Source organism: Streptomyces sp. NPDC048644, from assembly GCF_043199105.1.
In the GTDB taxonomy this organism is placed as follows: domain Bacteria; phylum Actinomycetota; class Actinomycetes; order Streptomycetales; family Streptomycetaceae; genus Streptomyces.
The window spans coordinates 329,675-351,894 of sequence record NZ_JBICVO010000008.1 but is presented as its reverse complement, the minus strand read 5'-3'; the positions used below and the strand labels follow the sequence as shown (position 1 = coordinate 351,894).

At 70.9% G+C, this 22,220-nt stretch carries 21 protein-coding genes; 12 read left to right on the top strand and 9 right to left on the bottom strand.

Going from position 1 to position 22,220, the window contains the following annotated elements; all coding sequences use genetic code 11:
* Positions 1 to 65 precede the first annotated feature (65 nt).
* The 3 genes from ACGFNI_RS20900 to ACGFNI_RS20890 all read left to right on the top strand — a co-directional run bounded on the left by ACGFNI_RS20900 (position 66) and on the right by ACGFNI_RS20890 (position 3,741).
* Complete coding sequence (locus ACGFNI_RS20900; RefSeq protein ID WP_393685772.1) at positions 66 to 1,862, top strand: DEAD/DEAH box helicase; 1,797 nt, start codon at positions 66 to 68, stop codon at positions 1,860 to 1,862.
* A 349-nt stretch (positions 1,863 to 2,211) separates the two neighbouring features.
* Positions 2,212 to 2,853 carry an IclR family transcriptional regulator gene (locus tag ACGFNI_RS20895; protein WP_393685770.1) on the top strand — a complete coding sequence of 214 codons (642 nt, stop codon included), beginning with the start codon at positions 2,212 to 2,214 and terminating at the stop codon, positions 2,851 to 2,853.
* 108 nt (positions 2,854 to 2,961) lie between these two features.
* Positions 2,962 to 3,741 carry a S16 family serine protease gene (locus ACGFNI_RS20890; protein WP_393685768.1) on the top strand — a complete coding sequence of 260 codons (780 nt, stop codon included), beginning with the start codon at positions 2,962 to 2,964 and terminating at the stop codon, positions 3,739 to 3,741.
* A 59-nt stretch (positions 3,742 to 3,800) separates the two neighbouring features.
* On the opposite strand, the gene ACGFNI_RS20885 is transcribed toward ACGFNI_RS20890, so the two are convergent.
* Positions 3,801 to 4,694, bottom strand: coding sequence for a glycine betaine ABC transporter substrate-binding protein (locus ACGFNI_RS20885; RefSeq protein WP_393685913.1), 894 nt, complete (start codon positions 4,692 to 4,694; stop codon positions 3,801 to 3,803).
* Positions 4,695 to 4,984: 290 nt separating this feature from the next.
* On the opposite strand from ACGFNI_RS20885, the gene ACGFNI_RS20880 reads away from it, so the two are divergent.
* The gene (locus ACGFNI_RS20880) at positions 4,985 to 6,214 is read left to right on the top strand and encodes an RNA-guided endonuclease InsQ/TnpB family protein (RefSeq protein WP_393685766.1); all 1,230 of its coding nucleotides are present in this window, start codon (positions 4,985 to 4,987) and stop codon (positions 6,212 to 6,214) included.
* Positions 6,215 to 6,256: 42 nt separating this feature from the next.
* Here the strand turns inward: ACGFNI_RS20880 and ACGFNI_RS20875 are convergent, their stop codons facing one another.
* The 4 genes from ACGFNI_RS20875 to ACGFNI_RS20860 are packed head-to-tail and all read right to left on the bottom strand — an operon-like array spanning position 6,257 to position 9,529.
* A complete protein-coding gene (locus tag ACGFNI_RS20875; RefSeq protein WP_393685764.1) occupies positions 6,257 to 7,144 on the bottom strand; it encodes an ABC transporter permease in 888 nt (295 codons plus the stop codon).
* Positions 7,141 to 8,406, bottom strand: coding sequence for a betaine/proline/choline family ABC transporter ATP-binding protein (locus ACGFNI_RS20870; protein ID WP_393685762.1), 1,266 nt, complete (start codon positions 8,404 to 8,406; stop codon positions 7,141 to 7,143). Before ACGFNI_RS20870 ends, ACGFNI_RS20875 begins: the two co-directional genes overlap by 4 nt.
* Entirely contained in the window at positions 8,399 to 9,046 is a 648-nt protein-coding gene (locus ACGFNI_RS20865; RefSeq protein ID WP_393685760.1) for an ABC transporter permease, read from the bottom strand. Before ACGFNI_RS20865 ends, ACGFNI_RS20870 begins: the two co-directional genes overlap by 8 nt.
* Positions 9,047 to 9,061: 15 nt before the next feature.
* Positions 9,062 to 9,529 (bottom strand): Lrp/AsnC family transcriptional regulator, encoded by a 468-nt coding sequence (locus tag ACGFNI_RS20860; RefSeq protein WP_227049569.1) that lies wholly within the window; start codon positions 9,527 to 9,529, stop codon positions 9,062 to 9,064.
* A gap of 129 nt (positions 9,530 to 9,658) precedes the next feature.
* On the opposite strand from ACGFNI_RS20860, the gene hppD reads away from it, so the two are divergent.
* Positions 9,659 to 10,810: a 4-hydroxyphenylpyruvate dioxygenase gene (gene hppD / locus ACGFNI_RS20855; protein WP_393685758.1), complete on the top strand. Its 1,152-nt coding sequence runs from the start codon at positions 9,659 to 9,661 to the stop codon at positions 10,808 to 10,810.
* 100 nt (positions 10,811 to 10,910) lie between these two features.
* On the opposite strand, the gene ACGFNI_RS20850 is transcribed toward hppD, so the two are convergent.
* A complete protein-coding gene (locus ACGFNI_RS20850; RefSeq protein ID WP_393685756.1) occupies positions 10,911 to 11,612 on the bottom strand; it encodes a Clp protease N-terminal domain-containing protein in 702 nt (233 codons plus the stop codon).
* 115 nt (positions 11,613 to 11,727) lie between these two features.
* Between ACGFNI_RS20850 and ACGFNI_RS20845 the strand changes: the two genes are divergently transcribed.
* From ACGFNI_RS20845 to ACGFNI_RS20835, 3 genes are all read left to right on the top strand, one after another.
* Positions 11,728 to 13,092 (top strand): FAD-binding oxidoreductase, encoded by a 1,365-nt coding sequence (locus ACGFNI_RS20845; RefSeq protein WP_393685911.1) that lies wholly within the window; start codon positions 11,728 to 11,730, stop codon positions 13,090 to 13,092.
* A gap of 39 nt (positions 13,093 to 13,131) precedes the next feature.
* Positions 13,132 to 13,425 (top strand): hypothetical protein, encoded by a 294-nt coding sequence (locus tag ACGFNI_RS20840; protein WP_393685754.1) that lies wholly within the window; start codon positions 13,132 to 13,134, stop codon positions 13,423 to 13,425.
* Positions 13,426 to 13,518: 93 nt separating this feature from the next.
* Complete coding sequence (locus ACGFNI_RS20835; RefSeq protein ID WP_393685752.1) at positions 13,519 to 14,973, top strand: dihydrolipoyl dehydrogenase family protein; 1,455 nt, start codon at positions 13,519 to 13,521, stop codon at positions 14,971 to 14,973.
* Between the two features lie 13 nt (positions 14,974 to 14,986).
* On the opposite strand, the gene ACGFNI_RS20830 is transcribed toward ACGFNI_RS20835, so the two are convergent.
* Together ACGFNI_RS20830 and ACGFNI_RS20825 are read right to left on the bottom strand one after the other, a co-directional pair.
* The gene (locus ACGFNI_RS20830; protein WP_393685909.1) at positions 14,987 to 15,358 is read right to left on the bottom strand and encodes a tetratricopeptide repeat protein; all 372 of its coding nucleotides are present in this window, start codon (positions 15,356 to 15,358) and stop codon (positions 14,987 to 14,989) included.
* Positions 15,359 to 15,537: 179 nt separating this feature from the next.
* Complete coding sequence (locus tag ACGFNI_RS20825; RefSeq protein ID WP_393685751.1) at positions 15,538 to 16,014, bottom strand: SsgA family sporulation/cell division regulator; 477 nt, start codon at positions 16,012 to 16,014, stop codon at positions 15,538 to 15,540.
* Positions 16,015 to 16,253: 239 nt separating this feature from the next.
* Here ACGFNI_RS20825 and ACGFNI_RS20820 point away from each other — a divergent pair, with 239 nt between their 5' ends.
* Positions 16,254 to 17,816 carry an RDD family protein gene (locus ACGFNI_RS20820; protein ID WP_393685749.1) on the top strand — a complete coding sequence of 521 codons (1,563 nt, stop codon included), beginning with the start codon at positions 16,254 to 16,256 and terminating at the stop codon, positions 17,814 to 17,816.
* Between the two features lie 84 nt (positions 17,817 to 17,900).
* Positions 17,901 to 18,602: an RDD family protein gene (locus ACGFNI_RS20815; RefSeq protein WP_393685747.1), complete on the top strand. Its 702-nt coding sequence runs from the start codon at positions 17,901 to 17,903 to the stop codon at positions 18,600 to 18,602.
* A 6-nt stretch (positions 18,603 to 18,608) separates the two neighbouring features.
* Here the strand turns inward: ACGFNI_RS20815 and ACGFNI_RS20810 are convergent, their stop codons facing one another.
* Positions 18,609 to 18,911: a hypothetical protein gene (locus ACGFNI_RS20810; protein ID WP_393685745.1), complete on the bottom strand. Its 303-nt coding sequence runs from the start codon at positions 18,909 to 18,911 to the stop codon at positions 18,609 to 18,611.
* A 478-nt stretch (positions 18,912 to 19,389) separates the two neighbouring features.
* Here ACGFNI_RS20810 and ACGFNI_RS20805 point away from each other — a divergent pair, with 478 nt between their 5' ends.
* Together ACGFNI_RS20805 and ACGFNI_RS20800 are read left to right on the top strand one after the other, a co-directional pair.
* The gene (locus tag ACGFNI_RS20805; RefSeq protein WP_393685743.1) at positions 19,390 to 21,783 is read left to right on the top strand and encodes an immune inhibitor A domain-containing protein; all 2,394 of its coding nucleotides are present in this window, start codon (positions 19,390 to 19,392) and stop codon (positions 21,781 to 21,783) included.
* A gap of 121 nt (positions 21,784 to 21,904) precedes the next feature.
* Entirely contained in the window at positions 21,905 to 22,219 is a 315-nt protein-coding gene (locus ACGFNI_RS20800; RefSeq protein WP_393685741.1) for a hypothetical protein, read from the top strand.
* The last annotated feature ends 1 nt before the right edge of the window (position 22,220 follow it).

The window sequence follows — 22,220 nt, the reverse complement described above, 5'->3', positions numbered from 1 at the left end:
GGGCGGGGCGGCCCGCACCGGTAGGCTGACGCGGTTGCCGATCGCCGAGCCAGCCGACGGAGACCGTGACTACCACCACCAGCGCCACCAACAGCCACCACCTGTCCCCGGCCTTCCCCGGCCGGGCCCCCTGGGGTACCGCAAACAAGCTGCGCGCCTGGCAGCAGGCGGCCATGGACCGGTACATCCAGACCCAACCGAAGGACTTCCTCGCCGTCGCGACACCCGGCGCCGGCAAGACCACCTTTGCGCTCACCCTCGCCTCGTGGCTGCTGCACCACCACGTCGTGCAGCAGGTGACCGTCGTCGCGCCCACCGAGCACCTGAAGAAGCAGTGGGCGGAGGCGGCGGCCCGGATCGGGATCAAGCTCGATCCGGAGTACAGCGCGGGCCCGCTGGGCCGCGAGTACCACGGCATCGCGATCACCTACGCCGGTGTCGGCGTGCGGCCGATGCTGCACCGCAACCGCATCGAGCAGCGCAAGACCCTGGTCATCCTCGACGAGATCCACCACGCCGGTGACTCGAAGTCCTGGGGCGAGGCGTGCCTGGAGGCGTTCGAGCCGGCCACCCGCCGCCTCGCGCTGACCGGCACCCCCTTCCGGTCGGACACCAACCCGATCCCCTTCGTGACGTACGAGGAGGGCAACGACGGGATCCGCAGGTCATCGGCCGACTACACCTACGGCTACGGCAACGCGCTGTCCGACGGCGTGGTGCGGCCGGTCATCTTCCTCTCCTACAGCGGCAACATGCGCTGGCGGACGAAGGCGGGTGACGAGATCGCCGCGAAGCTGGGCGAGCCGATGACCAAGGACGCCGTCTCGCAGGCCTGGCGCACCGCGCTCGACCCGCGCGGCGACTGGATGCCCAACGTGCTGCGCGCCGCCGACCAGCGGCTCTCGGAGGTCCGCAAGGGCATCCCCGACGCGGGCGCGCTGGTGATCGCCTCCGACCAGGAACAGGCGCGTGCGTACGCGAAGCTGATCCGCGAGATCACCGGACACGGCGCGACCCTCGTGCTCTCCGACGACAACGGTGCCTCGCAGCGCATCGACGACTTCGCGCAGTCCGACGACCGCTGGATGGTCGCGGTCCGGATGGTGTCCGAGGGCGTCGACGTGCCGCGGCTCGCGGTCGGCGTGTACGCCACGACCATCTCCACGCCGCTGTTCTTCGCGCAGGCCGTGGGCCGTTTCGTACGGTCCCGCAAGCGCGGCGAGACGGCGTCCGTCTTCGTGCCCACCGTTCCGATGCTCCTGGAGTTCGCGAACGAGATGGAGGTCGAGCGCGATCACGTGCTCGACAAGCCGAAGAAGGACGGCGACGAGGACCCGTACGCGGAGTCCGAGAAGGAGATGGAGGAGGCCGAGAAGCAGCAGGACGAGGACACCGGCGAGCAGGAGCAGTTCTCGTTCGAGGCGCTGGAGTCCGAGGCCGTCTTCGACCGGGTGCTCTACGACGGCGCCGAGTTCGGCATGCAGGCGCACGCGGGCAGCGAGGAGGAGCAGGACTACCTCGGCATCCCCGGGCTGCTGGAGCCCGACCAGGTGCAGATGCTGCTCCAGAAGCGGCAGGCCCGGCAGATCGCGCACAGCAAGAAGAAGCCGGACGCCGAGGCCGATCTGCTGGAGCTGCCGGCCGAGCGGCGTCCGGTGGTCTCGCACAAGGAGATGCTGGAGCTGCGGAAGCAGCTGAACACTCTGGTCGGCGCGTACGTGCACCAGAGCGGCAAACCGCACGGGGTGATCCACACCGAGCTGCGCCGGGTGTGCGGCGGGCCGCCGAGCGCGGAGGCCACCGCGGGGCAGCTGCGCGAGCGGATCAAGAAGGTCCAGGAGTGGGCCACGCGGATGCGGTAGCGAAACGGTCGAAACGGGACGGGGCGGTGCGCCGGGAGCGTGCCGCCCCGTCGTGTGCGCGCCCGGCTCCGCCGGCCCGGCGGAATGGTCAACTCCCGCTCACAGTCGAAAGATTACTGACGCGTACGGTCGGGATGGAGCGGACATTCCGGGCAGGAAAGACCGGATTCTGGACGGACCCTTCCGCTGACCGGACTGGCTCGCTACTGTCCCGGTCACGCACACGCCCCGTGGCAGCGCCGCCGCGGAGCGCAGCCGGTGCGATGCGGCCGGCGGCCTCTTGCGCGCGCTGATCCGGGACGACAGCGCGCCGCGTCCGAGCCCGCCACTCAGACCAGGAGGGGGCGTCGTGACCGCGGAGACCTCCCAGACGCTCGACCGAGGACTGCGAGTCCTGAAACTGCTCGCCGATACCGATCACGGGCTGACCGTCACCGAGCTGTCCAACAAGCTCGGCGTCAACCGCACCGTGGTCTACAGACTGCTGGCCACCCTGGAGCAGCACGCTCTGGTGCGCCGCGATCTGGGCGGCCGGGCCAGAGTCGGCCTGGGCGTGCTGCGGCTCGGCCGTCAGGTCCACCCGCTCGTCCGGGAGGCCGCGCTGCCCGCGCTGCGCTCGCTGGCCGAGGACATCGGGGCCACCGCGCACCTCACGCTCGTCGACGGCACCGAAGCGCTCGCCGTCGCCGTCGTGGAGCCCACCTGGACCGACTACCACGTCGCCTACCGCACCGGCTTCCGGCACCCGCTGGACCGCGGGGCGGCAGGACGGGCGATCCTCAAGGCCCGGCAGGGCCGCACCCAGGACGCCGGACTCGCCCTGACGCACGGGGAGTTGGAGGCGGGCGCGAGCGGGGCGGCGGCGCCGCTGCTCGGGGTGAGCGGCATCGAGGGGAGCGTGGGTGTGGTGATGCTCGCCGACACCGTCAACGACCGGATCGGGCCGCGGGTGGTCGACGCGGCCAGAGAGGTCGCCGAAGCCCTGCGGTGACCCGTCCCGTACGGGGGTCAATTAGATGAGTGCGTCCGAAGTCGTGCCTGCCTGGCCGCCCTCCGGGCGGACGACACGACTTCGGACTCACTCATCTAAGGTGGCGGGGTGTCCTCACGCGCCCGTGCCCTGACGATCTGTGCCGTCCTCGTCCTCGCCCTGCTGCTGACGGCGGCCCTCGCGCCGCTGCCGTTCTCGGTGGCCTCTCCCGGGCCGACGGCGAACGTGCTCGGGGTCAACAAGGGGAAACCGGTGATCACCGTCTCCGGGGCCGACGTCCGCAAGACCAGTGGGCAGCTGCGGATGACCGCCATCGTCGCCACCGGACCCGATGCCCCGGTCCATCTGCCGGACGTCGCCAGGAGCTGGTTCCGTACGGACCAGGCCGTGATGCCGCGCGAGGCGGTCTATCCGGTGGGCGACAACACCAAGGAGATCGCCGAGCACAACGCGGCGCAGATGAAGGACTCGCAGAACTCCGCGACCAGCGCCGCGCTCGGCCACCTCCACAAGTCCCCGAAGGACGTCAAGGTCACCCTGCGGCTCGCGGACATCGGCGGGCCGAGCGCCGGCCTGATGTTCGCGCTCGGGATCATCGACAAGCTGGAAGGGGACGGCGCCGGCCACGACCTGACCGGCGGCCGGACCATCGCGGGCACCGGGACCATCACCGCCGACGGCACGGTCGGCCCGGTCGGCGGGGTGCCGCTGAAGACGCAGGCGGCGCACCGCGACGGCGCCACCGTCTTCCTCGTCCCGCAGCGGGAGTGCGCCGACGCGCAGGCCGAGCTGCCCCGGGGGATGCGGCTGGTCCCCGTCACCACGCTCGGCGGCGCGGTGGACGCGCTGAAGGCGCTCAAGGACGGCGGCAAGGTCCCCGCCTGCTGAAAGCCGTGCCCGGCGGCCCGGCGGCGGCAGGCGGGATCCCGTAGGTGAGCAGGCCCCGGTCAGCCCTCCTTGACGAAACCCGCCTCGACCAGCCAGTCCAGGGCGACCTTGTGCGGGTCCTGCCCGTCCACGTCCACCTGGCGGTTGAGCCGCTGGGCAACGGTGTTGTCGAGCGCCTTGGTGATCGGCGCCAGCACCGCGGCGATCTTCGGGTGCTTCTTCAGGGACGCGGAGTTGATCGCGGGGGCGGCGTTGTAGTTGGGGAAGAAGTGCTTGTCGTCGGCGAGTACGTGCAGCTGCATCGCCTTGATCCGGCCGTCGGTGGTGAAGACCTCGCCGAGCGTGCAGGTGCTGCCCTTGGCGGTCTCGGTGTAGACGACGCCGCCGGTCATCTTGCGGATGTTGGCGGGCGGGATCTTCATGCCGTACGCCCGCGCCATGCCCGGGTAGCCGTCGTTGCGGGCGGAGAACTCGTTCTCCACGCACATCGACAGCGCGCCGGGACTCTTGCGGGAGAGCCGCGCGACGTCCGAGAGGGTGTGCAGGCCCAGCTTCTTCTGGTGGGCGGTGTTGAGCGCCAGCGCGTAGGTGTTGTTGAGCTTCGACGGCGGCAGCCAGACGATGCCGTTCTTCGCGTCCTCGTCCCGCACCACCTGCCACTGCTTGTGCGGGTCGGCGATCGGCTTGGCGTGGCCGAGGTAGGTGATCCAGCCGGTGCCGGTGTATTCGTATGTGGCGTCCGCCGTACCGGACTTGACCGCCTCGCGGGCGCCGATCGACCCCTGGATGCTGGTCTTGTCGATGACCGTGGCGCCGGCCGCCTCGAAGACGATGCCCATGATCTGGCCGAGGACGATCTGCTCGGTGAACTCCTTGGACGTCACGGTCAGTTGGGCGCCTTCGAGCGGCCGGCCCGGATAGCCGGCCGGGCCGGGGGAGACGTCGTCGCTCATCGCGCTGCCGCTGACCAGACCGCACCCGCTCAGCGCGGTGCAGGCCAGCAGCGCGGTGGCGAGGAGGGCGGCGGTGCGGCGCGGCCACGGGTGTTTCCGGTGGATGCTCACCGGCTTCCTCCGAGGGTGCATCGGGCTTCAGCCTGGTGAGGAATCGGGCTCCTGCGGAGCAGGGCAGGGAAAGAGAGTTCGCCGTCAGGGTGATTCCTCGCCCACCCGCCGTGGTGGTGAGGCAGGCCGCTTCCTGTGTGGATGCTCAACTGTCATACCTCCCAGGTAGGTTGTTGTTCATGATGACGGGGGCGACCGCGGAGGGTTCCGGGCATGCCCGGTACACCTTCCGCGTGCGTATGTCGTCGTCGGCCCGTACGGCGCTCGAAGCCGAGTGGGACCGGTGTCGGTGGCTGTGGAACGAATGCGTAGCCAAGTCCCAGCAGGCCCACGCCTGGAACCTCGCCCGCCCCGATGGCGTGGACAAGCGGACGTGTGGGCCTGCCCGGCTCGACAAGATGCTGACCGCGGCGCGCAGGACCACGGCGTGGCTGCGTGAGGGTTCGTCGGTTCCTCAGCAGCAGCTCATACGCGACTTCGGCACGTCGAGGGCGAAGGCTCAGAAGGACATCAAAGGCCGGTTGCCGGTGCGGCAGCGGGCCGGCATGCCCAAGTACAAGAGGAAGCGCGAAGCGCTGCCGAGCCTGAACTACACCCAGCGTGGATTCCGTATCGGGGATGGCCGTCTGCACCTGGCCGGCGGCATCGTGCTGCGGGTGGTCTGGTCGCGAGAGCTTCCCGAGCCGCCGTCCAGCGTGCGCGTCTACCAGGACGCCACGGGCGTGTGGTACTGCTCGTTCGTAGTCCCCGCTGTGACCGAGACACTTGCGGCCACTGGGCGTGTGATCGGCATCGACTGGGGCGTGAAGGAGACCGCGACCACCACCTCCGACGACCACGACCTTCCCCACACCCAGCATGGCCGGACGGCCGCGCAGAAGCTCGCGAAGTATCAGCGGATGATGGCCCGGCGTAAGCCGGCGAAGGGTCAGGCCGGCTCGAAGGGCTACCGGGAAGCGAAGCGGCAGACCGCGAGGCTGCACAAGAAGGTGGCCCGGCAGCGGGAGGATACCGGCCGAAAGTGGGCCAAGCGTGTGGTCCGTGACCATGACGCCCTGGCGGTGGAGGACTTCCGGCCCAAGTTCCTGGCGAAGTCGACCATGGCCCGCAAGGCAGCCGACGCGGCAATCGGAGCGACCAAGCAAGCGTTGATCCACATGGCCCGCAAGCACGGCCGTGAGTTGCACCTCGTACACCCCGCGCACACCACGATGGACTGCGCGCAGTGCGGAGCGAGAACCAAGCACGCACTCCCCCTCTCGGAGCGAACGTATGCCTGCACCGTGTGCGGAGCCGTATCCCCCAGGGACAAGAACTCCGCCCGCGTGATGCTGGTCCGGGCTGGTCTCAACCCGGCTGATGCTGAGGGCGTAAGCCCCGACCGCTTGCTGAGCGGCCAGGCAGTCTGAGTCAGAAATCTCCTTCCTGAGCTTGCGAAGGGAGGTGAGGGGTCAAGTGGTTGCCTCCAGGCCGCGCGGCCTCAGCAGCAGTTCGGCGAGCGATGCCAGCCATTCGACCAGCAGGGCGAGCGCCACGGTCAGGACGGAGCCGAGGATCAGTACGGGCATCCGCTGGGTCACGATGCCCGCCGAGATCAGGTCGCCGAGACCGCCGCCGCCGCCGAAGGTGGCCAGCGTCGCGGTGCCGACGTTCAGGACCAGCGCGGTGCGGACGCCGGCCAGGATCAGCGGTACGGCGAGCGGCAGTTCGACCTTCCGCAGGACGCCCAGGGGGGACATGCCGATGCCGCGGGCGGCCTCGGTGAGCGTGGGGTCGATGCCGCGCAGCCCTGCGATGGTGTTGGCCAGCACCGGCAGCACCGCGTAGATGACCATGCCGACGATGGCGGAGCCCGCGCCGATGCCCAGCCAGATCACCAGCAGGATCAGCAGGCCGAGCGCGGGGATCGCCTGGCCGAGGTTGGCGAGGGCCATCGCCACCGGGGTGGCCCGGCGCAGCTTGGCGCGGGTCAGTGCGATGCCCAGCGGGATCGCGATGATCAGTACGAAGAAGGTGGAGACGACGGTGAGCTGGATGTGCTGGCGTACCGCGAGGCCCACCTTGCCGTTGTCCACCGCCTGGTGGGCGATGGAGTCGAGGCGGGCGCCGCGGAACCACAGCCAGGTGATGAGCAGCGCGGCGATCAGGAAGACCGGCATGAAGGTCCACTTCTGCCAGCTGATGCGGCGGGCTCCGGGTGCGGCCCGGACGGGTGCCTCGCCGGTCGCGGTCTCCCGCTCCTCGGCCTGGACCAGGTCGCGGAAGGCCAGCCCGTGCACCTCGTGTTCGCCCGGCGGCCGTTCGTCCCTGCGCGGGGTGCGCTCGTCGCGTGGCGTCATGCGCCGGCCCGCCGGGAGCCGCTCGCGCCGTTGATGCCCTCCTGCGCCATGTGGGTCTGGCGGGCCCGCTGTTCCTGGAGTTGGTGCTGGTGCTCGACGGCCTCCAGCCGGTCCGCCTCCAGCAGCTCGTGGACGTTGTTCATCAGGGTTTCCATGTCGACGACGCCGATGTACTCGCCGCGCCTGCCGGTGACCGCGACCCGTCCCGCGTTGTCGGTCAGCACCGCCTCCAGGGCGTCGCGCAGCGTCGCGTCCCGGGTCACCGTGTCGTGCACCAGCGTCCCGGCCCGCGCCAGCGACCCCTTGGCGCGGGAGAGGTCACCGCGGCGCAGCCACTTGTAGGGGCGGCGGTGCCGGTCGAGGAGCAGGACCTCGTTGGTGGTGCCGGAGCGCAGCAGGTCGAAGATGTCCTGGAGCGGGTCGTCCACGCCTGCGGTGGCGAAGTCGACGATGCCGACGTCGCGTACGCGGGTGAGGTTGAGGCGTTTGAGCGCGGCGCCCGCGCCCACGAAGCCGGACACGAAGTCGTCCGTCGGGTTGGTGAGGATGGCTTCGGGGGTGTCGAACTGGGCGATGTGCGAGCGCTCGCGGAGCACCGCGATGCGGTCGCCGAGCTTGATGGCCTCGTCGAAGTCGTGGGTGACGAAGCAGATGGTCTTGTGCAGCTCGTGCTGGAGCCGGATCAGCTCGTCCTGGAGGTGGTCGCGGGTGATCGGGTCGACGGCGCCGAACGGCTCGTCCATGAGCAGCACGGGCGGGTCGGCGGCCAGTGCGCGGGCGACGCCGACGCGCTGCTGCTGGCCGCCGGAGAGCTGGCGCGGATAGCGGTGGCGGAACTCGCCGGGATCGAGACCGACGAGGTCGAGCATCTCCTCGACGCGGCCTGTGACCTTCGCCTTCGGCCAGCCCACCATCTTCGGCACCAGCGCGATGTTCTGCGCGACCGTCATGTGCGGGAAGAGTCCTGACGACTGGATGGCGTAGCCGACCTTGCGGCGGAGCCTGACCGGGTCCATGTCGGTGACGTCCTCGTCGCCTATGCGTATCCGCCCGGAGGTGGGCTCGATCAGGCGGTTGATCATCTTGAGCGTGGTGGACTTGCCGCAGCCCGAAGGGCCGACGAAGACCACCAGTTCGCCGGCCTTGATCTCCATGTTGACGCTGTCCACCGCCGGGTTCGGATTGCCCGGGTAGATCTTCGTCAGGTTCTCCAGATGGATGCGGGCGCCGGATGCGGTGGCCGCGGCGGACGTCTCAGGCACGGATCCCCCTGGGGATGGTCAGGCGTCCGATCAGGACGTAGACGGCGTCGAAGAGCAGGGCGAGAACGGCGATTCCGAGGGTGCCGGACAGCACTTGGTTGAGGGCGTTGGCGCTGCCCAGGGAGGCGATGCCGCGGAAGATCTCGTTGCCGAGGCCGGGGCCCGATGCGAACGCGGCGATGGCGGCGATGCCCATCAGCATCTGTGTCGCGACCCGGATGCCGGTGAGGATCGGCGGCCAGGCCAGCGGGAGTTCGACCCGCAGGAGGCGGCTGGTGCGGGACATCCCGATGCCCTTGGCGGCGTCGACGAGGGTGGGGTCCACCCCGCGCAGCCCGACGATGGCGTTGCGCACGACCGGCAGCAGTCCGTACAGCGTCAGGGCGATGACGGTGGGGGCGACGCCGAGGCCGACGATCGGGATGAGCAGGCCGATCATGGCGAGCGACGGGACGGTCAGGATCGTGGCGGTGGCGGTGGTGGCGAGGTTGCCCGCCCAGTCGCTGCGGTACGTGAGGACGCCGAGCAGGACCCCCAGCACGGTGGCGATCACCATGCACTGGAAGACCGCGCTGGCGTGCTGCAGCGTATCCGTCAGCAACTGGGCGTGCCGGCTGCCGACGTACTCCCAGAAGCTCACTCGCGCTCCCCTCGTTCAGTCCCCCGACGCCTGTTGCACCAGAGGGATGATGCGCAGCGGAACCGGATTTTCCATCACGATTGCTGTCGAAGCTCGCACGATGCCATCAAAACCTACTACCCGGTCGATCACACGTTGGAGGTCGGCGTTGGACCGCGCGACGAGCCTGCAGAGCATGTCCCCATGTCCCGTCGTTGTATGCAGCTCCAATACCTCGGGAACGGTCGTCAAATGAGCGCGAACGTCCGCACCTTGCCCTTGTTTGATCTCAAGTGTCGCGAATGCGGTCACCGGGTAGCCCAGTGCGGCCGGGTCGACGTCCGGGCCGAAACCCCTGATCACTCCATTGGACTGAAGGCGGTCGAGGCGCGCCTGCACCGTCCCGCGTGCCACGCCGAGCCGCCGCGACGCCTCCAGAACGCCGATCCGCGGCTCCCGGGCCAGCAGCTCGAGAAGCGCCCCGTCCAAATGATCGATCGCCATCGCGGCCTCCTCCGTTTTCGATGGTCATCCTGTACAGATGTACCGGTGGAACCCCCAGTTCGCTATACACAATGCCCAATGAATGCACAAACTATTGCGCACCTTGTGGATCGGAGGGAATCTGCGGCCATGGCAGACACCACGATGCACACGCAGCCCACCCCCGGCACGGCTCGTCAGGCTGACCCCTTCCCGGTCAAGGGGATGGACGCGGTCGTCTTCGCCGTCGGCAACGCCAGGCAGGCCGCGCACTACTACGCCACCGCCTTCGGCATGAAGAGCGTCGCCTACTCCGGGCCGGAGAACGGCAGCCGCGAGACCGCCAGTTACGTGCTCGAATCCGGCAGCGCCCGGTTCGTGTTCACCTCCGTCATCAAGGCCACCACCGACTGGGGCCGCTTCCTCGCCGACCACGTCACCGCCCACGGCGACGGCGTCATCGACCTCGCCGTCGAGGTCCCCGACGCCCGCGCCGCGTACGCCTACGCACTGGAACACGGCGCCACCGGCATCGAGGAGCCGTACGAGACCAAGGACGAGAACGGCACCGTCGTCCGCGCCTCCATCGCCACCTACGGCGAGACCCGGCACACCTTCGTCGAGCGCACGGATTACCACGGCCCCTACCTGCCCGGCTATGTCGCAGCCGCGCCGATCGTGGAGAGCGGTCCCCGCCGGTTCCAGGCCATCGACCACTGCGTCGGCAACGTCGAACTCGGCAGGATGAACGAGTGGGTGACCTTCTACAACAAGGTCATGGGCTTCACGAACATGAAGGAGTTCGTCGGCGACGACATCGCCACCGAGTACTCCGCCCTGATGTCGAAGGTCGTCGCCGACGGCACCCGCAAGGTCAAGTTCCCGCTCAACGAGCCGGCGATCGCGAAGAAGAAGTCGCAGATCGACGAGTACCTGGAGTTCTACGGCGGCCCCGGCGTCCAGCACATCGCGCTGGCCACCAATGACATCGTCGCCAGCGTCCGGGCGATGCGCGCGGCCGGTGTGGAGTTCCTGAACACCCCCGACTCCTACTACGACACCCTCGGCGAGTGGGCGGGCGAGACCCGGGTGCCGGTCGAGACGCTGCGCGAGCTGAAGATCCTGGTCGACCGCGACGAGGACGGCTACCTGCTCCAGATCTTCACCAAGCCGGTCCAGGACAAGCCGACGGTCTTCTTCGAAATGATCGAGCGGCACGGCTCGATGGGCTTCGGCAAGGGCAACTTCAGGGCCCTCTTCGAGGCGATCGAGCGCGAGCAGGAGCTGCGCGGCAACCTGTGAGCCGCGCCGGGCGAGCGGTGTCCGCCGCACCTGAGGACCCGCTCGTCCCGCTCCTGGGCGCCGTCCGCCTCCCGGCGGCGCAGGCCCGGCGCGACGCCCGTCAGGCGTCGCGCCGGGCCGCTTCACCGAGCGCCGCCATCGAGCCGCCGGTCTCCGCGAGCACCGCGCAGGCCACCCCGCGGCCGATCGCGGCGAGCCCGAGCAGCAGGTGGGCGCAGTCGATCAACGGGGATCCCGCGGCCTCGGCCCGTTCCTCCGCGAGCGCCATGGCCTTGCGGGAGTACGGCGTCCAGGCGATGCGCTCGGCCGCCTGGGAGGCGCCCGTGCCCAGCCGTTCGCCGACCGCGCGGTGCACATCGGCCGGCCGCGCCCCCGCCGCCTCCAGAAGTGCGGTGGCGCTGTTCTCCTCGGCCGTCAGTCCCCAGAGCAGGTGCTCGGTCCCGATGTAGTTGTTGCGGTGCGCCACGGCGGCCCGCTTGATGTGCCGCATCGCCTGCTGGAGGCCGTCGGTCATGACCTCCGGCGGGTAGCGCTTGTGCGGGGCGTGGAAGCGCTGCTGGACCGCCTGCCGGGACACCCCGAGCACCGCCCCGATGTCGTTCCACGAACGGCCGTGCAGCCGGCAGTGCTCGACGTAGTCCTCGACCAGGTCATCGGCCAGCGCCTGAAGCCGGCCCGATACGCCGACCGCGGCCGACAGCAGGGCCAGCCAGTCGGGCTGCTCCTGACCGCCCGGCGCGTGGGCGGCGTCGCAGGTCCTGTCCACTTCCGCGATGAGGTCTTCCAGATCCGGTAGCGTCATAACGCAAGTACGCCTTGACAAAATGGAGTTGTCAAGGAGTGCTTGCCACATGGGAGGCCGCGTTCCGCACACCGCGATCTTCCCCGCGGCGGCCACGGGTGGGACGCTGGGCGTCATGGACCTCATCGCACACCTGCGCGCAGGACTTCCCGGGGAAGCGGTCCTCACCGACCCCGACGTCACCGGCTCCTACGCCCGCGACATGGCCAGCTTCTGCGCGGCGGGCACCCCCGCCGTCGTCGTCCTGCCGCGCACCGCCGAGCAGGTCCAGCACGTCATGCGCACCGCCACCGCGCTGCGCGTCCCGGTCGTCCCGCAGGGCTCGCGCACCGGCCTGTCCGGCGCGGCCAACGCGTCCGACGGCTGCATCGTCCTCTCGCTGTCCAAGATGGACGCCATCGTCGAGATCAACCCCGTCGACCGGATCGCGGTCGTCGAACCGGGCGTCATCAACGCCACCCTCTCCCGCGCCGTCAACGAGCACGGCCTGTACTACCCGCCGGATCCCTCCAGTTGGGAACAGTGCTCCATCGGCGGCAACATCGGCACCGCGTCCGGCGGCCTGTGCTGCGTCAAGTACGGCGTCACCGCCGAGTACGTGCTCGGCCTGGACGTCGTACTCGCCGACGGCCGGCTCCTGACGACCGGCCGGCGCACCGCCAAGGGTGTCGCTGGCTACGACCTCACCCGGCTGTTCGTCGGCTCCGAAGGCAGCCTCGGCGTCATCGTCCGCGCCGTCCTCGCCCTCAAGCCGCAGCCGCCCCAACAGCTCGTGCTGGCCGCCGAGTTCCCCTCCACCGCCGCCGCCTGCGAGGCGGTCTGCGAGATCATGGCCCGCGGCCACGCACCCTCGCTCCTCGAACTCATGGACCGTACGAGCATCCGCGCCGTCAACGCCATGACGAAGATGGGCCTGCCGGACACCACCGAGGCGCTGCTGCTGGCCGCCTTCGACACCCCGGAACCGGCCGCCGACCTCGCCGCGGTGGGCGCGCTGTGCACCGCGGCCGGCGCCACCGACGTCGTCCCCGCCGAGACCCCGGCCGAGTCCGACCTGCTGCTCCAGGCCCGTCGGCTGACCCTGACCGCCCTGGAACAGCTCAAGTCGGCCACCATGATCGACGACGTCTGCGTGCCCCGCTCCCGGCTGGCCGCCATGCTCGACGGCACCGCCGCCATCGCCGAGAAGTACGACCTCACCATCGGCGTCTGCGCGCACGCGGGCGACGGCAACACCCACCCCACCGTCTGCTTCGACGCCGACGACCCCGACGAGTCCCGCAGGGCCCGCGCCTCCTTCGACGACATCATGGCGCTCGGCCTGGAACTGGGCGGCACGATCACCGGCGAGCACGGCGTCGGCGTCCTGAAGAAGGAGTGGCTGGCGCGCGAACTGGGCCCGGTGGGCCTGGAGTTGCAGCGCGGCATCAAGGGCGTCTTCGACCCGCTGGGCCTCCTCAACCCGGGCAAACTGTTCTGAGAGGCCCGGCGCCCCGCCGCCCTCGTAGAGTCTCCGTCCATGAACACCACTCTGATGTCCGTCACCGGCCTGCTCATCCTCGCCATCCTGCTGCTGATATCCGCCGCCGACCGCCGCGCCAAGCTCCAGAACCGCCGCATCGCCCGCCTGGAACGGAAGATCGACCTGCTGTCCGCGCACACCGGCCTCCAGGAGCCCGAAGACCCCGCGCACGCCGAGATCGACGAGCTGCTGGGGCAGGGCAAGAAGATCCAGGCCATCAAGCGGCACCGCGAACTGACCGGCTCCGGCCTCGCCGAGGCCAAGACGGCCGTCGAGCGCCGGATGCGCTGACGCCGCGCCGGGCCCAGGATGGGCCCTGGGACGTCTCCACCCGACCCCGGCATCCGCACGGGCCCCGCCGAGCCACCCGAGGAGCGAGAGCCGATGGCAGCCAGCGCAACGCCCCGAGCCGCCGACGAAACCTACGACGTCATCGTGCTGGGCGCGGGCCCGACCGGCGAGAACCTCGCCGACCGCGCGCACGCCGCCGGGCTGAGCGCCGTCGTCGTGGAGAGCGAACTGGTCGGTGGCGAATGCTCCTACTGGGCGTGCATGCCGAGCAAGGCCCTGCTGCGCCCGGTCACCGCCAGATCCGAGGCCCGCCGGGTGCCGGGTCTCAAGGACGCGGTGGAAGGACCCCTGGACGCCGAGGCCGTGCTCGCCCACCGCGACGCCTTCGCCTCCCACTGGAAGGACGAAGGACAGGTCCGCTGGCTGGAGTCGGCCGGTATCGGCCTGATCCGCGGCAAGGGCAGGCTGGCCGGGCCGCGGCGGGTCGCCGTCGACGGCAGGACCCTGACCGCACGGCACGCGGTCGCGGTCTGCACCGGCAGCCGCGCGGTGCTGCCGCCGGTCCCGGGGCTCGCCGACGCCAAGCCCTGGACCAGCCGCGAGGCGACCAGCGCGGCATCCGTACCCGGCCGCCTGGTGATCGTCGGCGGCGGCGTGGTCGGCGTCGAGATGGCCACCGCCTGGCGGGCCCTGGGCGCGTCCGTGACGCTCCTGGTGCGCGGCGACGGACTGCTGCCCCGGATGGAACCGTTCGCCGGACACCTGGTCGCCGAATCGCTCGCCGAGGCGGGGGTGCTGCTGCGCACCGGCGTCGAGGCCCGCGAGGTGCGCCGGGAGGCCCCGGGCGGCGTCGTCACCGTCGTCCTGGACACCGGTGACGAGATCATCGCCGACGAGATCCTGATCGCCGCGGGCAGGGCGCCGCGCACCGACGACATCGGCCTGGAGTCCGTCGGCCTGGAACCCGGCAGCTGGCTCACGGTCGACGACAGCTGCCTGGTCGCCACACCGGGCGACGGCGACTGGCTCTACGGCGTCGGCGACGTCAACCACCGCGCGCTCCTGACCCACCAGGGCAAATACCAGGCCAGGATCGCCGGCGCCGCCATCGTCGCCCGCGCCCGGCAGGTACCGGTCCTGGAATCCGACCGCTGGGGGGCGCACGCCGCCACCGCCGACACCGCCGCCGTCCCGCAGGTCGTCTTCAGCGACCCCGAGGCCGCGTCGGCCGGACTGACCGCCGCCGAGGCGGAACGCGCCGGATACCGGATCCGCGTCGTCGACCAGGACCTGGGCGCGGTGGCAGGCGCCGCCCTGTACGCCGACGGCTACCGCGGCCGGGCCAGGATGGTCGTCGACCTGGACCGCGAGATCGTGCTCGGCGCGACCTTCGTCGGCCCCGGCGTCGGCGAACTGCTGCACTCCGCGACGGTCGCGGTGGCCGGCGAGGTCCCCCTCGAACGCCTCTGGCACGCGGTGCCCGCCTACCCGACGATCAGCGAGGTGTGGCTGCGGCTGCTGGAGGCGTACCGGGACGGCACGGCCTAGAGGGCGCCCGGACTCAGCCCGGCGCCACGTCCCCGCCCAGCGCCGCCGCGATCCGCAGATGCCCGGCGGCGTCATCGGGGCGGCCCTGGCGCTCCAGGGTGCGGCCGAGCATCAGGTGGGCGTACTCCTCGACCGGATCGAGGTCCAGGACGCCGCGCAACTCGGTCTCGGCGCGCCGCAGTTGGGCCGAGTGGTAGTAGGCGCGGGCGAGCAGCAGGCGCGGGCCGACCCGGGCGGGCGCCTCGTCGACCAGGTCGCGCAGGATCCGGGCAGCCGCGGTGAAGTCCTTGGCGTCGAAGAACAGCTGAGCGCGCTCCCAGCGTTCGGCCGGGGCGCCGTGGGTGAGGTAGGTGTCGTCGTGGCGGGCGCCTGCGCGGCCTGGCACGCCGTTCGCCGTGCCGTCCGCCGTTCCGTACGCCCTGAAGTCCTGGGGGTCGTGGTGCGCTGCGGTCATGACCGCGGAACACCACGAGATGGTTGAACATTCCATGGACGGGAGGGTGGGTGGGAGCTACCGCACCCTCCCCGGTCCGCGCCGGTGCCCGACGGGGCGTGCGCCACGCGCTACGCCCCCGGCTCCGACGACTCGTCGGCCGACCAGGGGTCGGCCGGCCACGGGTCGTCGCGGGTCGCCAGGGTCAGCAGCTCGCTCAGCCCTTTGTCGATGCCCAGGTGCTCCTGCTCGGATCCCGGCGGCACCACCCGCAGGGTGCGCTCCAGCCAGGCCGACACCGCCGCGGCCGGCGCTTCGAGCAGCGCGTCCCCGTCCGGCGACGACAGCGCCATGCAGACCAGGCTGCGCCCGTCCAGCTTCGTCGGCCACACCCGCACGTCCCCGTGGCCGCACGGCCGGAACACGCCCTCGACGAGCAGTTCGCGGGCGAACGTCCAGTTGACGGGCGCGTCCGAGCCGATGTGGAAGGTGACGTGGACGGCGTAGGGGTCGTCGGTCCTGTAGGTCAGCCTGGCCGGCACCGGAACACTCCGCTCCGCTGACACGACCAGGCCCAGTTCCAGTTCTCGTTCCACCACGGTGTGCATGAGGTCCACCTCTCTCCGCTCGCTGCGCGGGCCCCGGGAAAATCCGCCCGCGCAAGGAGAGAGGCCGCAGCCGCCGGTTCCTTACACAACTTCGTACAACTTTTTTCGCGGGCCTCTTCCAGGTGGTCGTGGACCCGAGCGCCGCCGTGACGACCGGAGGTCTGATAGATGTGGACGCTGCGTTGCGGCAGACTGCATCCCACATCCACCAGGACGAATACAGATACGGGACTTCGGACATGAGCGCCCCTACCTCAGGATCCGCCGGCAGCCCCACGCCAGGCTTCTACCCGGACCCGTCCATCCCCGGCTACATCCGGTACTGGAACGGTGCCGCGTGGGTGCCGGGCACCAGCAGGCCGGCGCCCGCCGACGGGGAGGCGATGCCCGCACCGCCGCCCGGGGCCGCGCCCGTCACCCCCGCGCCGCCCGTCACCCCCGTCGAGGAAACCGGGCCGGTCTTCTTCGACGAGGAGGCGGCGGGAGCGAACCTGCCGGGCGCACGCAGGTCCGACGACGCACCCGCCGCCTGGGACGACCCCGCCAGGCTGCACGGTTCAGGACCCGAGCCCGCGTCCGCCTGGCAGGCCGACGCCTCCCGGCAGGGCGGCTTCGGCGGCGAGGCCGCGGCCCGCGTCTCCTGGGGATCGCCTGACCAGCCGGGCGCCCCGCAGGGCGCGGGCGCCTGGGGCGGCCTGCCGCCGCAGCGCGACCAGCGGGCCGGGGGAGCGGAGCCCGGCGCGGGCGAGCCGCCCCAGACGCCCGCGACACCGGCCCCGCGGCAGCCGGATGAGCCGAAGGACCACCCCGACACCCCGCGGACGGACGGCACCGTCACGATCCGCGCCGTCCAGCCGCCCACCCGCGACCAGGGCACGACGGCGATCCGTGCGATCCGCCCGGACGGCGGCGGCGCACCCAAGGGCAACGACACCATGGCCATCCGGCTGCCCCCGCGCGGCGGCCCGGCACCGTCGGGGCCGCCCGGCACGTCGGGCCCCGGCGCCCCGCAGCCGCTGCCGTCGGCGGGATCCCCGCAGCAGACGCCGCCGCAGGCACCCCAGGCGTCCCAAGTGCCCCAGGCACCCCCGGCGTCGCACCCGGGCGCCGTACCTGGCCAGGGCCGCCCGCCGCAGCCCACGGCAGGTCCCGGAGCAGGCCCGCAGGGTCAGATCGCGCCCGCTCCCTCGCCCGGGTTCCCGGGGCAGGGCGGTCCCGCGGGCGCGCCGTCCGCGTCAGGTCCGGGCGCCGACGAGGGCGTCATCCCCTGGAAGCCGCCGAGCGCCGACATCTTCTTCGCCGCGGCGCAGGCCGCCCAGGGGCACCCCGCCGCGCTGGGCCGCAGGCTCGGCGCCCGGCTGATCGACCTGGCCGTGCTGCTGCTCGTCACCGTCGCCGCCGCGCTGCCGCTGTGGGGCTCGGCCGTCGACCACATCGACGGCAAGATCGAGGCGGCCAAGCAGTCCGGCAGGCAGGTGACGGTCTATCTGCTGGACGGCACGACCTTCCCGGTCTTCGCCGTGGTGCTGGGTGTCCTGCTGATCGGCGGCGGCCTGATCGAGGTGCTGCCGACCCTCAAGTGGGGCCGCACCCTCGGCAAGAAGCTGTGCGGGGTGCGGGTGCTGGACATCGAGAGCCACGACACCCCGCCGGTCGCGGCTGCGATCAAGCGCTGGCTGGTGTACGGCGTGCTGGGTGTCCTGGTGGTGGGTGTGGCCAACGCCGCCTGGTGCCTGTTCGACCGCCCGTGGCGGCAGTGCTGGCACGACAAGGTGGCGCGCACGTTCGTGGCCGCCGACTGACCCTGCCGGGCGGGCGCGCGGCCCGGATACCCCGAACGGCCTTCGCCGGATGCGGAGGGCCGCCGCAGAGGGTCGACTCGGGCCATGAGCAGCGAGACGCCCCGGCCCGGATCCGGTGAACCACCGGAGGACGACCCGTTCCTGAAGAAGCCGCAGGAGCCGCCGGCGGGTGGCGCCGGCGGTTCCCCGTACGGCGGTGCCGGCGCCCCGCCCCCGGGTGGACCGCCCCCGGGGGACGGCACCCCGCCGCCCTTCGGTCAGGATCCCTACGGCGGCGGCCGGTACGCGGGCAGTCCCTACGGCGGCGAGTACGGTGCGGCCGATCCGCTCGCCGGGATGCCGCCGCTGGCCGGGCGCGGCAGGCGGCTGGTGGCGCGCATCATCGACGCCATCATCATCGGCGTACCGGTCATGCTGATCATGAACGCGATCGTCGGGTGGGTGGACTACACCAGCACCAGCAACGCCCAGACCAGCAAGCAGGCGACGGTGTCCGGTGTGACGATGCTGGTGTATCTCGTCTACGAGGGCCTGATGCTGACCAGTCGGGGGCAGACGCTCGGCAAGATGGCGATGAAGATCCGGGTGGCGATGCTGTCGAACGGCTCGGTGCCGACCCAGCAGGCGGGCTGGCTGCGGGCGGCCGTCTACACGCTGCCGGAGATCGTGCCGTGCTGCGGATTCATCTTCTGGCTGGTCAACGTCCTGTGGTGCACCTGGGACAAGCCGTACCAGCAGTGTCTGCACGACAAGGCGGCCAAGACCGTGGTGGTGTCGGCGGCCTGACGGCCCTCAGCGCGAGGGGCGGCCGGCGCCGGCGCGGGTGGCGGCCGGCCGGGAGACGCGGGGGTGCGGCAGGCGGGCGGGCGCCGGCTCCCAGCGCGTGGTGGCGCGGGTGGCGCGGCGGCGGACCACCCGCGCGATGCCAGGCATCGGCACCGTCATCGCGACCAGAAGCCCGAGCCCGAGTCCGGCGACGGCGATGACCGCGACGCCGATGCCGGTCCGCGTCTGCGACAGCAGCAGCATCGCGAGGGTGGAGAGGAAGACGGTGGCCGAACCGTAGGCGAGCTGTGCGGCGGTCGGACGAGGCATGACGGGATCCGTCCTCGGAGCGTCGGCTGGATGTCGGTCGACAAGGGGTGTGCCGCCAATCGACTCTACGGTCCTTACTTCCCGTCAGGAACCTCTGGTAAGCGTGACCTCACCCACCGTCCCGGCGCACGGGGGGCGCACCGATTCATCGCAGGGGTGAACGGGTGTTCGTGGTAGGGGAGTTGAAGGTGGGGGTGTAGGGGCCGGTGTGCCCGGCGGCGGTGGCACGGGGGATTCGCGGGCCGCGTGCGGGGCATTCCCCGGCGGCGCCCGGTGGCCGTGACTCCCGTTCCGTCCCGTCCCGTTCCGCTCGGCTCCGCTCCGCACCGCACCGCTCTGCGCCGCTCTGTGCCGCTCCACGCCTCGCCGACCGTGCAACGTACGTCGATGACGTGAGCAAGTCAAGATCTGTCTTTTCCTCCGCCCTTCCGGTCAAATGCCTCGAACAGTGACCGTTCACAGGGGAGGGAAGCGTCAAGTGAGATATCGGAGAAGGGTGTTCAGACCGGCCGCCCTGGCCACGGCGATTGCCGCGATCGGGGCGGCTGCTTTGTCGTCGGGGGCGGTGGCCGCGGCCGAATCCGGCCACCCGCAGCCCGTTGCGCACCGTCAGGACCCGGCGCCCGAGCGGGCCGTTGACCACGACCTGAAGGGCCCGTTCAGCGACCGGCAGGCGGCGCGGCGCAAGGAAGCGCTCCAGCAGGTCATATCCGGCGACGCCGAGGCGGAGCGGCGGGGCGCCTCGCGGGTCGTGAAGCTGGGGAAGAGCAAGTACGTCGAGCTGGCGCGGGAGAAGACCGACAAGATCTTCACGATCCTGGTGGACTTCGGCGACAAGGTCGACGACACCACCCTGTACGACCCGGACGGCGACGGGCCGAAGCCGCCGGTGAAGAAGTACGGCGGCGAGCCAGGACCCGGGCACAACGAGATCGCCGAGCCGGACCGCAAGGACGACAACAGCACCGCCTGGCAGCGGGACTTCGACCGGAAGCACTTCCAGGACCTGTACTTCTCGCACGACAAGAAGAAGCAGTCGCTGGCGAAGTACTACGAGAAGCAGTCGTCGGGCCGCTACTCCGTCGAAGGCGAGGTCTCCGACTGGGTGCGGGTCGCCTGGAACGAGGCGCGGTACGGCTCGAACTACTGCGGTGACACCAACTGCCCCAGCGCCTGGGACCTGATCCGCGACGGCGTCAACCAGTGGGCGCAGGACCAGAAGGCGGCCGGCCGCACGGACGCGCAGATCAAGGCCGACCTCGCCGCGTACGACCAGTGGGACCGCTACGACCACGACGGCGACGGCAACTTCAACGAGCCCGACGGCTACATCGACCACTTCCAGATCGTGCACGCGGGCGAGGACGAGTCCGCGGGCGGCGGCGTCCAGAAGACCAACGCCCTCTGGGCGCACCGCTGGTACGCGTACGGCACCGACGCGGGCAAGAGCGGACCGGAGGGGAACCGGGCGGGCGGCACCGAGATCGGCGGCACCGGCATCTGGGTCGGCGACTACACCATGCAGCCGGAGAACGGCGGCCTGGGCGTCTTCGCCCACGAGTACGGGCACGACCTGGGGCTGCCGGACGAGTACGACACCACCGGAACCGGCGAATCGTCCGTGGATTTCTGGTCGTTGATGTCGGCGGGCTCCTGGCTCGGCACCGGCCAGAACGCCATCGGTGACCTGCCGGGCGACATGAGCGCCTGGGACAAGCTCCAGCTGGGATGGCTCAGTTACGGCAAGGCGAAGGCCGCGACGCCGTCCACCCACAAGCTCGGCGTCGCCGAGTACCACACCAAGGACGAGCAGGCGCTGGTCGTCGACCTGCCCGCCAAGTCGGTGAAGACCGACATCGTCCCGCCGGCCGAAGGCACCCACCAGTGGTGGAGCGGCATGGGCGACAACCTCAAGAACACCCTCTCCCGCCCGGTGGACCTCACCGGCGTCTCCAAGGCGGCGCTGACCCTCAAGGGCTGGTGGGACATCGAGGAGAACTACGACTTCCTGTACGCCGAGGTCTCCACCGACGGGGGCACCGACTGGACGCCGCTCGACGGCACCGCGAACGGCAAGGCCGTCCCGCGCGACGGCGGCGGCAAGCCGGGCCTGACCGGCGCCGCCGGCTCCTACCAGGACCTGGTCTTCCCGCTCGACGCGTACGCGGGCAAGAAGATCGACCTGCGCTTCCGTTACCAGACGGACGGCGGGATGGCCCAGAAGGGCTTCGCCGCCGACGCGCTCGGCGTGGTCGCCGACGGCAAGCCGCTCTTCACCGACGGCGCCGAGGGCGACGACAACGGCTGGAGCGCCAAGGGCTTCTCGCGGATCGGCGCGTCCTTCACCAAGGACTACCCGCAGTACTACCTCGCGGAGAACCGCCAGTACGTCTCGTACGACACGACCCTGAAGACCGGCCCTTACAACTTCGGCTGGACCACCGGACGGCCGGGCTGGGTCGAGCACTTCCCGTTCCAGAACGGGGTGCTGGTGTGGCTGTGGGACACCTCGCAGCCGGACAACAACGTCGGCACACACCCGGGCCGCGGCCAGATCCTGCCGGTCGACGCCCACCCCAGGGCCGAGAAGTGGGCCGACGGCAAGCTGATGCGCAACCGCTTCCAGACCTACGACGCGACGTTCACCCGGCACCGCACGGACGCCCTGCGGCTGCACAAGGACGGCAAGCCGGTGCGGATCAAGTCGAAGAAGGGCGTAGCGGTCTTCGACGACCACAACGGTGTCTACTACGACAAGGCGAACCCGACCGGTGGTGTCCTCGTTCCTGACACCCACACCCGGATCAAGATCATCAAGGAGGCCGGGGACGGCTCCACGGTGACCCTCCAGGTGGGGCGGGCACCCAAGTAACAGGTAAAGCCGCAGGTCAAAACATGATCGGCCGTTGCCCCCTGGCGGGCAGCGGCCGATCGCGTTTAGATGCGTCCTACAGTTCCTTGTTGACGCTGAGTCTCACGGGGGAGATATGTCCATGACCGGTGGCGGTTACATCAGACTTCCCGGCGGCAGCGTGGTGGTCGCCCTCGCCCTGCCAAGACCGGGTGGCGGCGGCCGTCGCGTCCGCGTACTCGTCCACGCCGCGAACCGCCAGCGCGCCCTGACCAGGCTGCGCAATCACGGGCTGCGCGCCGTCTACCTGCGCGGCAACATGCAGCCGCCGACACCGGACGAGGTGACCGCCGTCCTGCACCACCCGGACGGGCTGGTGTGGCGCCAGGCCCCGGACGACGACACGGAGTCCTGGCACCCGATACGGGCGCTGCTGCGGCCCGCGAACGCCGCCTGAG